This is a genomic window from Enterobacter sp. CM29 (assembly GCF_013179605.1).
GTDB classification, from domain to species: Bacteria; Pseudomonadota; Gammaproteobacteria; order Enterobacterales; family Enterobacteriaceae; genus Enterobacter; species Enterobacter intestinihominis.
Map to the genome: position 1 here is coordinate 1 of NZ_JABMCU010000122.1, position 13652 is coordinate 13652.

Below are 13652 nucleotides of genomic sequence, written 5' to 3' on the forward strand. Positions count from 1 at the left end.
TGACCGTGCTCCGAATTATGGGTATTATAAGGAACAAACAATCCACACACGTGTTTACATGGAATCTTCGATGTTAAAAATCTTTAATACAATGACGCGCCAAAAAGAGGAATTTAAACCTATCCATGCCGGGGAAGTCGGCATGTACGTGTGTGGTATTACGGTTTACGATCTCTGTCATATCGGCCATGGCCGTACCTTTGTCGCGTTCGACGTGGTGTCCCGCTACCTGCGCTTCCTGGGCTATAACCTGAAGTATGTGCGCAACATCACCGACATCGACGACAAAATCATTAAACGTGCTAATGAAAATGGCGAAAGCTTTGTCGCGCTGGTGGATCGCATGATCGCCGAAATGCACAAGGATTTTGATGCCTTGAATATTCTGCGCCCGGATAGCGAGCCGCGTGCGACCCACCATATTCATGAAATCATTGAGATCACCCAAAAGCTGATCGAGCGCGGTCACGCCTATGTGGCGGACAACGGCGACGTGATGTTCTCGGTGCCGACGGACCCAACCTACGGTGCGCTTTCCCGCCAGGATCTGGACCAGCTCCAGGCCGGTGCACGCGTGGACGTGGTTGACGTGAAGCGTAATCCGATGGACTTCGTGCTGTGGAAGATGTCCAAAGCGGGCGAACCGAGCTGGCCATCCCCGTGGGGCGAAGGGCGTCCGGGCTGGCACATTGAATGTTCCGCGATGAACTGCAAACAGCTGGGCAACCATTTCGACATCCACGGCGGCGGTTCGGATCTGATGTTCCCGCACCACGAAAACGAAATCGCGCAGTCCACCTGTGCTCACGGCGGCGAGTACGTGAACTACTGGATGCACTCCGGGATGGTGATGGTTGACCGCGAGAAGATGTCGAAATCGCTGGGTAACTTTTTCACCGTGCGCGACGTGCTGAAGTATTACGACGCGGAAACCGTGCGCTACTTCCTGATGTCCGGCCACTATCGCAGCCAGCTGAACTACAGCGAAGAGAACCTGAAGCAGGCGCGCGCTGCGCTGGAGCGTCTGTATACCGCACTGCGCGGCACCGACAGGTCTGTTCCGGCCGCTGGCGGCGAGGCGTTCGAAGCCCGCTTCGTTGAGGTCATGAACGACGACTTCAACACGCCGGAAGCCTACTCCGTGCTGTTCGACATGGCGCGTGAGGTGAATCGCCTGAAGTCAGAAGATATGGCGGCGGCGAATGCGCTGGCGTCGCATCTGCGTAAGCTCTCTTCCGTGCTCGGCCTGCTGGAGCAGGAGCCGGACGTGTTCCTGCAAAGCGGCGCGCAGGCGGACGACGGTGAAGTAGCGGAAATTGAAGCACTGATTAAAGCGCGTCTGGAAGCGCGTCAGGCGAAAGACTGGGCGGCGGCGGATGCGGCGCGTAACCGTCTGACCGAGATGGGTATTATTCTGGAAGACGGCCCGCAGGGCACCACCTGGCGTCGTAAGTAAGTCCGTAATGCCCGGTGGCGCTTACGCTTACCGGGCCTACAGGTGAAAGTAGGCCGGGTAAGGCGCAGCCGCCACCCGGTTTTTTTTTACCTTCTCTTCTTCCACCATAATACTCCCATCAGCACGATTCCCGGCAGCCACACCCACAGCAGTTCCGAGATAATCACCTGATGCCCGTACGGCGTGGTATAGCGCGACAGTGCAAACGGCGCGACCTTAATCACCTGCCACGGCGCAAAGAAGCGCTCATCTGACCAGGGCCACAGCCAGCCGACGCCTTTCCCGCCGGTGGTAATCGAATCCAGCAGGCTGTGCGACAGCAGCGACACGGTTAAAAACAGCCAGCAGCGCGACAGGCTGGCCCGGAACCATCGACGCCCAGCCAGCACGCAAAGTATGGGCACTACAAAGGCAAACAGCAGCGAATGAGTGAAACCGCGGTGGCCGAAAATATTCCCGTAGGCGACACCGAATTTAAACGCCAGTATGTCAGCGTCAGGCAGCATGGCGAGGACGATCCCGGCAAACAGCAGGCGGGGTGGGATGACTTTGGTTCCGAGCCCTAAGCCCAGACACAGAGGTACGGCAGCGTGGGTGATAACGGTAGGCATTACATTTATCCATGGCAAATCATGGAAATATAGCAGTCATCTCGCGCTATAAGACCCATGCTAAATTCTGAATTTACGCCGATTCCCGCGCGATAAGCTGGCCGGAGAGGGTAATACGCTGCGTTTGCAGATCCGGCTCCTTCAGCCTGCGGATCATCAGCCCTGCCGCCTGGCGGCCGGTCTCTTCACTGGCAGACGAAACGTAAGTCAGTGACGGCGACGTGAGGTTTACGTGAAGCATATCTTCAAAGCCGATCAGCGCCACCTGCTGAGTCAGGAAAACATCTTTGCCCACCGTGCGCCCCACCTGGTGAATGCCGGAGATCGAACCGATCATCGCGTCCGGCGAATGGCAGAGCAGGGCGGTAATCGTGTTGTTCTTCTCCAGCAGCTGGCGAGTCGCCATGGCCGCCGCCTGCGTATCATCGGTGCAGGCGGGAGAATATTCCTCACGCCAGACCAGGCCGTTCTGCGTCATCGCGCTGCGAAAACCGAGCAGGCGCTGCTCGCGAATACGGCACCCGTCGCGCCCGCCAATGTAGGCGATGGTGCGGTGCCCGCGCTCGATAAGATAACGCGCGGCCAGGTTCGCCGCCTGGCGGTTATCGCGCATCACCAGGTTGCATTTCTCTTCCAGCAACGACTGCGAAACCGCCACAAGCGGCAGCGGGCATTGGCGAATGTGTTCCGGGAGAGAGGCGGCGCGGGTGTCCGACGCCAGATAGATGACGCCCGCCACGCCCTGCTGCTTAAATGAGAGCAGGGTACGCTCAAGATGTTCGTCGTCGTTCAGCGGCTGACCGAGAAAAACCATATAACCCTGTTTCTCCAGCTCCTGAACGATGCTCGCCATCACTTTGATGGAAAAGCTGTCGCTGAAGTCCCGCAGGATCAGGCCGATTAAATTGGAGGTGTTGGCGCGAAGGTTGGCAGCGGCGACGTTATGAACATAGCCCAGCGTTGTGATGGCGGCATTGACCTTCCCGATCGTCGCCTCTGAGATTTTCCCTTTCTGGCGCAGCACCAGCGACACGGTAGAAACCGACACGCCCGCATGCTTTGCAACATCAATAATGCTGACTTTCTTCAAAACCGCTCCCTGAAATTTACCGATTATCAGCCAGATAAGAGGCGTACCCCAGCGTACAGGAGACGCCTCCTTCAGGCATCTTATTATTTGCCAATCATCGTGGACATGGTCTGGGCGATAAACTGTGCTCTGGCCCCGAAAATCACCTGTATCCCGTTGTCGCCAACAAACACCACGCCGCGCGCGCCCAGCCCGTTCAGCCCGTCCCGGTCCACCGCTTCGCTCTTCGCCACTTCCAGACGCAAACGCGTGATGCAGGAGCCGACAGAATCAATGTTCTGCGCACCGCCCAGCAGGCCGATGATTTCGGTGGCAAGTTCGGAATCGGACTTGTCATTCGCACTGGCGGTCACTTCGGTGCGGCCCGGCGTTTTCACGTCGAAACGGCGGATCACGAAGCGGAAGGTGAAATAGTAAATCAAGGCCATTGGGATACCGATGATAATGGCGCTCAGGAAGTTGGTCTGATAGCCGTTAAACGACGGCAGGATCCCGAACGACAGGTAGTCGATAAAGCCCGCCGAGAACGACTTGGCGATGTGCGCATGCAGCAGGTACATGGTCATGTACGCCAGGCCCGCCATGATGGCGTTGAAGACGTAAAGGATCGGCGCCACGAAGATAAAGGTGAACTCTACCGGCTCGGTGATGCCCGTCAGGAAGCAGGTGAGGGCGGCGGAGAAGAGAATACCGGCCGCGATTTTCTTATTCTTCGTGTGCGCTTCATGGTACATCGCAAGGCACGCCGCAGGCAGCGCGAACAGCATCAGCGGGAACTCGCCCTGCATGAATTTCCCGGCGTTCTGGTAGGTATCGCTGCTGAAGGATTTCACCCCCTCTTCGAGCATCTTGAACCAGATGGTCTGGTCGCCGTGGATCACCTGACCCGCCTGGGTAGTGTAATCCCCGAACGAATACCAGAAGGAGGGATACCAGATGTGGTGCAGACCGAGCGGGATCAACGCGCGCTCCACCAGCCCGAAGATAAAGGTCGAGGCCGCCTGGTTATCGCCGTTCACCACTACGGACAGGGCGTCGATCCCGGACTGAATATGCTGCCACACGTACGGCAGCAGCAGGCCGAGCAGGAACGACAGAAATGCCGTCGCAATCGCCACAAAACGCTTCCCGGAGAAGAAGCCGAGGAATTCCGGCAGCTGCATGGTGTGGAAGCGGTTGTAGCACCAGGCCGCGAGAATACCGCAGATCAGGCCGCCAAAGACGCCCATCTGCAACGTCGGAATGCCGACGACCATGGCGTATTTCCCGCCCTGGGAGGCCATTTCCGGCGTAATGCTCAGCACGGTGCTGATGGTGATGTTGGTGACAAACACCGAGACCGCCGCAGAGAGTGCCGCAATGCCGGATTCCGAAGCCAGACCGACGGCAGAGCCGATGGCGAACAGCATCGGCAGGTTATCAAAGATAACCCCGCCGGCGTTCATCATCAGCGGCAGGTGGAACTTATCGCCGAAGGCCAGCAGCAGGCCCGCAGCGGGAAGCAGTGAAATTGGCAGCATTAAGGCGCGACCAATCATCGATAACTTAGACAGCGATTTAACAAACCCTGATATCAGACTCATGCTGATTTCCCCCGAGTAGCGCTTTTTCGCGCTGTTATTGTAAGTAGAACGTTTTAGTAGAACGTTCTACTTATCGTGGGGAAAGTCTGAAAATCGCGCAACATAATTTTCACGTTTCGCCAGAGGGAATAGTGATTATTTGAAGTTGATCGATAATTAACCGTGATGGGTGTGAGGGGATGTTTATCCCCTCTCCCTGTGGGAGAGGGTTAGGGTGAGGGCATCAGACAGCTCAGGCCGTCACGGTCACGCTCTGACCTGCAAAGCTCACGGTCTGGCCCGCGACAATTTTGCAGCGCTTGCGGGTTTCCACCGTGCCGTCTACTTTTACCTGCCCGTCGGCGATGACGATTTTCGCCTGCGCACCGCTTTCGCTCCAGTCTTCCAGCTTCAGCAGATCGCACAGCTCAACGTGCGGATGTTTACCTAAAGAAAAAGTTGCCATGATTACGCGTCCTCTACGTCGTGATACTCCTCGCACGCCTGCAAGGTATTCTGAATCAGTGTTGCTACCGTCATCGGGCCTACGCCGCCCGGGACCGGAGTAATATAGGAGGCTCGGGCTGCGGCATCTTCATACACCACGTCGCCAACCACTTTGCCGTTTTCCAGACGGTTAATACCCACGTCCACGACGATTGCGCCCTCTTTGATCCACTCGCCCGGAATAAAGCCCGGCTTGCCGACCGCAACGATCAGCAGATCGGCGTTTTCGACGTGATGACGCAGGTTTTTGGTGAAGCGGTGGGTGACGGTGGTGGTGCAGCCCGCCAGCAGCAGCTCCATGCTCATCGGGCGGCCCACGATGTTGGAGGCGCCAATCACCACGGCGTTCAGGCCATAGGTGTCGATGTTATAACGCTCCAGCAGCGTCACGATGCCGCGCGGGGTGCACGGACGCAGGCGCGGCGCGCGCTGGCACAGGCGGCCCACGTTATACGGATGGAAACCGTCAACGTCTTTGTCCGGCGCGATACGCTCCAGCACCTTCACGTTGTCGATGCCCGCAGGCAGCGGCAGCTGAACCAGGATGCCATCGATCTCTTTATCGGCATTCAGGGTGTCAATCAGTTCCAGCAGTTCTGCTTCGCTGGTGGTTTCCGGCAGATCGTAAGAGCGGGAGACGAACCCCACCTCTTCACACGCTTTGCGTTTGCTGCCGACATAAATTTGCGAAGCCGGGTTGCTGCCAACCAGCACAACGGCCAGCCCTGGGGCGCGTTTTCCGGCGGCTATACGCGCCTTCACTTTTTCCGCAACCTCAGAGCGCACCTGCTGCGCAATCGTTTTACCGTCAATAATCTTTGCTGCCATCAGAGAGAAGATTCCGTCTGTAACGTTAGAAAGGGGGGATTGCCTGTATTTTGTCAGAAGCGAGCGCCGCTGTCAGTCACCCTTTACGAGATTTCATCGATGGCCCGCAAAACCCCTTCTCAGTGCATGGTCAATTTCTTAGAGGCGATTAGGATGTGACCTGGCAAAATGGCAGCGTTTTGACATATTACAAAATAGATTCCTGAGCTACTTTGTCCTCTCCGAAATAAGCCTTCAATTTTTTAATTGAACGTATTTCTTATTCCCGAATATGCGCGGGAAGGGTTATTTACATTTTAAAGGAATAGACATGAAACTCAGCAACATTGCTTCTACTGTTATTGCAACTCTGGCCCTGGTCGCGGGTGCTGCTCACGCAGAAGATCCGGTAGCACCTGTATCTGTAAATGGTGGTACGGTGCATTTTAAAGGTGAATTAGTGAATGCCGCGTGTTCAGTGAATACTGACTCTTCAGAGCAGACGGTTAATCTCGGCCAGTACCGTACCGCGAAATTCACTAAAGTGGGTGACACCACCTCCAATATTCCCTTCACCATCGAACTGAACGACTGCGATCCTGCGGTAGCGAAAACCGCTGCTGTCGCGTTTACCGGCCAGATCGACGCCACCGACAAAACGCTGCTGGCGGTAAGCTCCGGTAACAACGACAACTCCGCGAAGGGCGTAGGCATTGAGATCCTCGACAGCAAATCCTCCACGCTGACCCCGGACGGTGCAACCTTCTCTGCGGCGCAGAACCTGATTGAAGGGACTAACACCCTGAACTTCACCGCGCGCTATAAAGCCACGGCGGCGACCACCGCGCCAGGCCAGGCAAACGCGGACGCAACATTCGTAATGAAATACGAGTAATGCCTGAGTACAGGGATGTGGCTGGCCTCAGGGAAGAGGTCTTTTGATCGCCTATACCGGGAGCGAAGGATGACAAGGACTGGGATACTGCTGTGTGCCCTTGCGATTGCCTCAGCAGTAAACGCACATACCGTTGTCATAGACGGCGGCAAAGTACACCTCAGGGGAGAGCTGGTTAACGGCGGCTGCGCCGTGGCCCCGGACAGCCAGAATATGCGCGTGGATATGGGGCAATACCGCACAAACGCCTTTTCCGGCGTCGGCAGCTTTTCCACGGTTAATGTGCCTTTCACCGTACGTCTGCTGGATTGCAGTGTGGACGTCTCCCGCACCGTGGGGATCCAGTTCCAGGGAGTGACACCGGCAGAAGACCCGCAGGTTTTCCTGGCGACATCGCGGCCGGGGGAAAATGCAGTCAGCAGCGGTGTCGGACTGGCGCTTTTTGACGAACAGCAACGTCAGATCATCCCGAACGCGACGGCAGTGAGCTGGTTACCCATTAACACCCGCGAGCTGGTATTTCATTTCAGCGCCCGCTACCGCGCTATTTCCGAACACCTTGTACCAGGCACTATTCAGTCGAATGTCTGGTTTACGTTGATTTATCCCTGACGCCTGCGAACTAATTATTAAAGGTACGGTTGTGATGAACACCCTGATTAAACCTGGACTGTTTTTAACTTTTATTTTGATGATGGTTTCTGCCAGCGCGAATGCATCCGGCGGAATTGCGCTGGGCGCGACGCGCGTTATTTATCCGGCCGATGCAAAACAAACGTCGCTGGCGATCACCAACAGCAATAAACAAGAGCGCTATTTAATTAACGCGTGGATAGAAAATGCCAACGGGCAAAAGGAAAAAACCTTTGCCGTCACGCCGCCGCTGTTTGTCAGCGAGCCGGCCAGCGAAAACACCCTGCGCATTATCTACGCAGGCCCGGCGCTGCCTGCCGATCGCGAATCACTCTTTTACATGAACGTCAAAGCGATTCCCTCCGTCAGCAAAAAACATCAGGACGGCAACAACGTCCTGCAACTGGCTATTCTGTCACGCATCAAGCTGTTTGTTCGCCCGGCTAACCTGGCGATGCCGCCGGAAGAGGCGCTCTCACAGCTGCGTTTTGAGCGCGTCGGCAACCATCTTAAGGTGAGCAATGCCTCGCCGTATTACGTCACGCTGGTCAATCTGAAGCTCGGCGGTCAGACGCTGGAGAACCTGATGGTTGCCCCTAAAAGCTCGGCGCAGCAGGTGCTGCCTGCCGCAGCGAGCGGCACGCTCTCCTGGCAGAGTGTGAATGACTACGGTGCCATTACGCCGGCGCGTAGCGTCAGCCTGTGAGCAGAGACAGGGCGATGAACACTCAATGGCGTTACTGCCCGGTTGCGCTGGCACTGATGGCAACGCTCTGGCCACACGCTGGCTGGGGTGAAAGCTACTTTAACCCGGCGTTTCTCTCCGATGACGCGGCGAACGTGGCGGATTTGTCGCGTTTTGAGAAAGGCCACCAGCAGGCACCGGGCGTCTATCGCGTCGATATCTGGCGTAACGATGAGTTTATCGGCACCCAGGACGTGCGGTTTGAGCAAGCCGACAACACGCCGCCGGTCGCGGGCGGTTTGTCGCCGTGCATTACGCGCGCGATGCTCGATCGCTTTGGCGTCAATATCGCCGCCTTCCCGGAACTGAGCAACGTGCAGGGCGAGACCTGCGTTCCGCTCACCACGGCTATTCCGGGCAGCGAAACGGCGTTCAACTTCGCCTCGTTGCGCCTTAACGTCAGTCTGCCTCAGGTGGCGATGCAAAACAGCGCCCGCGGGTATATTCCGCCTGAACAGTGGGATGAAGGCATCCCCGCCGCGCTGCTGAACTACAGCTTTACCGGCAACCGCGGCAGCGACGACGACAGCTACTATCTGAACCTGCAAAGCGGGTTGAACTATGGCGCCTGGCGATTACGCAATAACGGCGCGTGGCGTTATACCGAAAGCAACGGCCAGCGGCACAGCAGCTGGCAAAATATTGGCACCTGGGCGCAGCGTACGGTCATTCCGCTAAAAAGCGAGCTGGTGCTCGGCGACAGCAACACCGGTAACGATGTCTTCGACAGCGTCGGTTTTCGCGGTGGTCGGCTCTATTCGTCCGACAGCATGTATCCGGACAGCCTGCAAGGCTACGCGCCTACCGTACGCGGAATCGCCCGCACCCCTGCCAAAGTGGTGATCCGCCAGAACGGATACGTGATTTACCAGAGCTATGTGCAGCCGGGGGCTTTTGCGATAACTGACCTTAACCCGACCTCCTCAAGCGGTGACCTGGAGGTGACGGTGGAAGAGAAGGACGGCAGCCAGCAGCGCTACACCGTCCCGTATTCCACCGTTCCGTTGCTTCAGCGTGAAGGACGCTGGAAATACGATCTGGTGGCAGGGGACTATCGCAGCGGCAACAGCGAGCAGGACACGCCGTTCTTTACTCAGGGTACGATGATTGCGGGTCTTGCCGACGGCTACACGCTGTACGGCGGAACGCAGCTGGCCTCGCGCTATACCGCCATCGCCATTGGCGCGGGTAAAAACCTCGGTGACTGGGGGGCGGTGTCACTTGACCTCACCCATGCCCGCAGCCAGCTTGCCGATGACAGCCGCCATGAAGGGCAGTCCCTGCGGTTCCTGTACGCAAAATCCCTTAACGGATTCGGCACCAACTTCCAGCTGCTGGGCTATCGCTACTCGACCAAAGGCTTCTACACCCTCGACGATGTGGCCTGGCGCACAATGGAAGGCTACCAGTATGGCGACGATCAGGACGATGACGGCGTGCCGGACGTGCAGAGCTATCACAACCTGACGCTGAATAAAAAAGGACGTTTCCAGCTCAATATCTCCCAGTCTCTTGGCGATTACGGCTCGGTGTACGTGTCGGGCAGCCAGCAAAGTTACTGGGGCACCAGCGAGTCCAACGTCTGGTATCAGCTCGGCTACGCAGGCGGGGTGAAAGGGGTCAGCTACGCCTTATCCTGGTCATGGAACAAGGCCGTCGGCATTGAAGGAACTGACCGGATCGCCTCGTTTAACGTCTCCGTCCCGTTCAGCCTGTTCACCCGTCACGGCTACCGTCGCGATAACGCGATCGACCGGGCCTATGCCACGGCCTCAGCCAGCCGCAACAGCGACGGTGATACCAGCTGGCAGACCGGGATCAGCGGAACGCTGCTCCAGGATCGTAACCTGAACTACAGCGTCACGCAGGGTCACACCAGCAATAACGGTGCCAGCGGCAGCGCCAGCGCCAACTGGCAGGCAACGTACGGTACGCTGGGTGTGGGCTACAACTACACGCGGGATCAGCACGACCTCAACTGGCAGCTCTCCGGCGGCGTGGTAGGGCATTCAGACGGCATCACATTCAGTCAGCCGCTGGGCGATACCAACGTCTTGATCAAAGCGCCGGGCGCGTCAGGCGTGAGCGTCGAAAACCAGACCGGCGTCAAAACAGACTGGCGTGGCTATGCGGTGATGCCGTACGCCACGGTGTACCGTTACAACCGCGTGGCGCTCGACACTAACACCATGAGCAACAACACCGACATTGAAAATAACGTTTCCAGCGTCGTGCCGACGAACGGTGCGCTGGTGCGCGCCAGTTTTGACACCCGCATCGGCGTGCGTGCGTTGCTCACCGTGAAGCGTGATAACCAGCCTGTGCCGTTTGGGGCGGTGGTGCGTGAGACGCAGAGCGGCGTAACCAGCATGGTGGGAGATGACGGTCAGATTTACCTGAGCGGGCTGCCGCTGAGCGGGGAACTGCTGATTCAGTGGGGAGACGGGAAGCAGTCCCAGTGTCGTGCGCCCTACAGCCTGCCAGAACAGAGCCTGCAACAGGCGATCACACTTAAGGGGATCCGCTGTGAATAAAATCCATTATCTGGGGCTATCCCTTCTGGCATTTTTGCCGCTATCTGAGGCGTTCGCCACCGTCTGCGTCAATGAAAATGGCGTGCCGACGGAGGTGTATTACGACCTGACGGATAAATTCAACAGCTCCAATAACCAGGTGGGGCAGATTGTTACACTCAGCGAGAAGTCCCAGTGGGTGGGCGTCAACGCCGTCTGCCCTAAGGGAACGTCCGGGAACACCACCAAGCGTAGCTATGTGACCGAATTCCCGGTCACAGGCACCAGCGATGGCTACCAGTATCTGAAGCTAAACGACTATCTGGACGGGGCGATGAAAATCACCGACAGCTACGCTGGCACGTTCTATCCACCCAGAAAGTACATTCAGATGGGGAGCCATCCGAACGTGTCTAAAAACAAACCGTTTGGTGTACAGGATTCCAGCCTCGTCTTTCGGCTTAAGGTGACCCGACGCTTTATCAATATGGTGGTGATCCCCCGGGCAATCATGTTCCGGGTTTACGTCACCACGACCTCCACGGATCCGCTCACCACGCCGGTTTATACCATCAGCTACAGCGGGACCATTCAGGTGCCTCAGAGCTGTGAGATTAATGCCGGAAATGTGGTGGAGTTCGATTTCGGAGACATCGGCGCCTCACTGTTCAGTAAAGCGGGCATCGGAAATAAGCCGGAGGGGATCTCAGCGCAAAGCAAAACCATCGGCATAAAATGCACCAACGTCGAGGCGAACGCCATGCTCACAATGCGTGTTGAAGCGGAGAAGGTTTCAGGCAGTACGCTGGTCTCTGATAACGCGGATGTGGGTTTTGTGATTGCCAACAGTAATGGTGTGCCGCTGACGCCGAACAACCTGACCAGCAAAATCCCGTTCCGTCTGGACGATAGCGCACAGGCACAGGTGGGGATCCGCGCGTGGCCTGTCAGCGTGACCGGTAAAAAACCTGCCGAGGGGCGTTTTACCTCTCGCGGCTATTTACGCGTCGACTATGACTAAGGAGCAGGTATGCGAAACGGAATGCGGTATTTAGCCGTCGCGCTCTTTGCGCTTTGCTCCCCTGCGCACGCAGAGACGGCGCTTGGGGAAATTAACATTCAGCTCTATGGCAATATCGTGGATTTTACCTGCGTCGCAGAGGGGGACGACAGCAATAAAACCGTCACGCTCGGCACCTGGCCCACGAAACAGCTCCGCACAACGGGAAGCCGGACGCAGCCTGTACCGTTCACCCTGAAGCTGACCGGATGCCCGCCGGGGGCGGCTTCGATCACATTTACGGGGAAGATGGACGGGCATGATAACAGCCTGCTGGCGCTGAATGATGCCAGCGCGGCCAGTAACGTGGCCGTGGAGATCCTCGACCGGGATAAAACGCGCCTCGCGTTGCAGCAGGCCAGCCAGACGGTGTCAGTGGATGCGCAGGGAAATGCCGAACTGTCGTTTTATGCCAATTATATCGCCACGGCGGATAACCCGCAGCCGGGCCGGGCTGATGCCGATGCAACTTTCATGATTAATTATAATTAATCGTATCCCCTCTCCCTGTAACGGTTATATGTTGCAGGGAGAGGGAAGGATTACAGTAATTCGTGCGCTTTCGCGTAATCAATTAATTCAACGATACTTTGTACGCCCAGCTTGGAAAAGATATTAGACTTATGGGCGCTAATTGTTTTGTTGCTAAGTAATAATTGATCCGCAATCTCCTTATTAGATAATCCGTTCGCCAGATATCGCAGAACCGTCACTTCACGATTCGATAATGGCATATCCACAGCGGCGCCTGTCCGGGAGCCTATATGGTTTATAAAACTCAATGTTTCTGACGGGAAAAAAGAATAGCCCGTCAGTATCATTTCCACCGCGTTATAAATTTCCCCCAGATCTTTCCGCTTACTGACAAAACCATTTGCCCCGGCGCGGATGGCGCGCCCTGCGTAGAAGGCTTCAGATTTCGAAGAGAGGAAGAGAATCTTAATATCTTTATTTAAGTTTCTGATTCTTTTCAATAATACGAAGCCATCCGTGCCTGTCATTTCGATATCGAGAATGACCAGGTCGATGGGGTGGTTACGTATACAGTCAAGCACTTCGTGGCTGTCGCCTGACTTCAGTTTGACCTGGATGTTTTTATTTTTCTGTAGCAGGACTTCTATCGACATTCTGACGATAGGGTGTTCGTCCATAATGATAACGGATGCCGGTTTCATTTTTTATGCCTCAGATTGTTAAAAGCGTTATGCTGAGTTTTGTTAAAACTCTCGAAAAGCCGGAAGGATAATTACGCAGATCCTTGTACGGTAGATCCCTGGGAAGAGCGAAAGCATCCTTGTTTACGTAGTGGTGATATCAATGCCTGAGCGCAGTTATCTCATAAGGCTGTTATGGCAAAATGATTTTTCTTATTCGCGTGTCAAACACGTCTTATTATACCGTTTAAGTATTGTCCGAAAAGCCTGTAAATTAATGTCCATATATTGATGATTATTATCTTCTGTATCTGAATCGCTAACTTTTTAAAATTAGCAAAAATGTCCTGATATTGCATTTACCACACAGTTTCATCTTTATGTAATAACAAAAAATAAACGATCTTACTGTATGTTGATCAAATGTTAACAATACGCAGGTCGTGACAAAGTGTTTTCCGCCTGTCCGCTACCTCTGATGTCCGCTCTTTAGCGCGTCATCGCCTCATTTCTAACACCTCAGGCCAGGAGGATGATCTCTTCGTCAAAACAGCACTATCTGCTGTTTTCTTCACCTCTCATCGCTTTTATTTACAGATAAATCGCTTGTTTTTACACC

13 protein-coding genes are annotated in these 13652 nt (G+C 55.6%); 7 read left to right on the forward strand and 6 right to left on the reverse strand.

What is annotated here, in order from left to right; all coding sequences use genetic code 11:
* Positions 1 to 70 precede the first annotated feature (70 nt).
* Positions 71 to 1456: a cysteine--tRNA ligase gene (gene cysS, locus HP459_RS15120; protein WP_022647300.1), complete on the forward strand. Its 1386-nt coding sequence runs from the start codon at positions 71 to 73 to the stop codon at positions 1454 to 1456.
* 86 nt (positions 1457 to 1542) lie between these two features.
* Here cysS and HP459_RS15125 read toward each other — a convergent pair whose 3' ends face one another.
* The 5 genes from HP459_RS15125 to folD all read right to left on the reverse strand — a co-directional run bounded on the left by HP459_RS15125 (position 1543) and on the right by folD (position 6054).
* The gene (locus tag HP459_RS15125) at positions 1543 to 2067 is read right to left on the reverse strand and encodes a metal-dependent hydrolase (protein WP_069596314.1); all 525 of its coding nucleotides are present in this window, start codon (positions 2065 to 2067) and stop codon (positions 1543 to 1545) included.
* A gap of 73 nt (positions 2068 to 2140) precedes the next feature.
* Entirely contained in the window at positions 2141 to 3157 is a 1017-nt protein-coding gene (malI, locus tag HP459_RS15130; RefSeq protein ID WP_023299483.1) for a Mal regulon transcriptional regulator MalI, read from the reverse strand.
* An 83-nt stretch (positions 3158 to 3240) separates the two neighbouring features.
* Positions 3241 to 4740 (reverse strand): PTS transporter subunit EIIC, encoded by a 1500-nt coding sequence (locus HP459_RS15135; RefSeq protein WP_003858916.1) that lies wholly within the window; start codon positions 4738 to 4740, stop codon positions 3241 to 3243.
* 232 nt (positions 4741 to 4972) lie between these two features.
* Positions 4973 to 5185, reverse strand: coding sequence for a ribosome-associated protein YbcJ (gene ybcJ, locus HP459_RS15140; RefSeq protein WP_171936413.1), 213 nt, complete (start codon positions 5183 to 5185; stop codon positions 4973 to 4975).
* A 2-nt stretch (positions 5186 to 5187) separates the two neighbouring features.
* A complete protein-coding gene (gene folD, locus HP459_RS15145) occupies positions 5188 to 6054 on the reverse strand; it encodes a bifunctional methylenetetrahydrofolate dehydrogenase/methenyltetrahydrofolate cyclohydrolase FolD (RefSeq protein ID WP_022647304.1) in 867 nt (288 codons plus the stop codon).
* Between the two features lie 310 nt (positions 6055 to 6364).
* On the opposite strand from folD, the gene fimA reads away from it, so the two are divergent.
* From fimA to sfmF, 6 genes are all read left to right on the forward strand, one after another.
* Positions 6365 to 6928 (forward strand): type 1 fimbrial major subunit FimA, encoded by a 564-nt coding sequence (gene fimA / locus HP459_RS15150; RefSeq protein WP_022647305.1) that lies wholly within the window; start codon positions 6365 to 6367, stop codon positions 6926 to 6928.
* Positions 6929 to 6997: 69 nt separating this feature from the next.
* Positions 6998 to 7540, forward strand: a complete 543-nt coding sequence (gene fimI / locus HP459_RS15155; RefSeq protein ID WP_023305613.1) for a type 1 fimbrial protein subunit FimI — start codon at positions 6998 to 7000, stop codon at positions 7538 to 7540.
* A 34-nt stretch (positions 7541 to 7574) separates the two neighbouring features.
* Positions 7575 to 8267 carry a type 1 fimbria chaperone FimC gene (gene fimC / locus HP459_RS15160; RefSeq protein ID WP_022647307.1) on the forward strand — a complete coding sequence of 231 codons (693 nt, stop codon included), beginning with the start codon at positions 7575 to 7577 and terminating at the stop codon, positions 8265 to 8267.
* A 14-nt stretch (positions 8268 to 8281) separates the two neighbouring features.
* Positions 8282 to 10840, forward strand: a complete 2559-nt coding sequence (locus tag HP459_RS15165; protein WP_038415566.1) for a fimbrial biogenesis usher protein — start codon at positions 8282 to 8284, stop codon at positions 10838 to 10840.
* Complete coding sequence (fimH, locus tag HP459_RS15170; RefSeq protein WP_022647309.1) at positions 10833 to 11840, forward strand: type 1 fimbria D-mannose specific adhesin FimH; 1008 nt, start codon at positions 10833 to 10835, stop codon at positions 11838 to 11840. Before HP459_RS15165 ends, fimH begins: the two co-directional genes overlap by 8 nt.
* Positions 11841 to 11849: 9 nt before the next feature.
* On the forward strand, positions 11850 to 12371 hold the full coding sequence (gene sfmF, locus HP459_RS15175; protein WP_023299488.1) for a fimbria assembly protein: 522 nt from the start codon (positions 11850 to 11852) through the stop codon (positions 12369 to 12371).
* A gap of 50 nt (positions 12372 to 12421) precedes the next feature.
* Here sfmF and fimZ read toward each other — a convergent pair whose 3' ends face one another.
* Positions 12422 to 13054: a fimbria biosynthesis transcriptional regulator FimZ gene (gene fimZ / locus HP459_RS15180; protein WP_022647311.1), complete on the reverse strand. Its 633-nt coding sequence runs from the start codon at positions 13052 to 13054 to the stop codon at positions 12422 to 12424.
* Between the last annotated feature and the right edge of the window lie 598 nt (positions 13055 to 13652).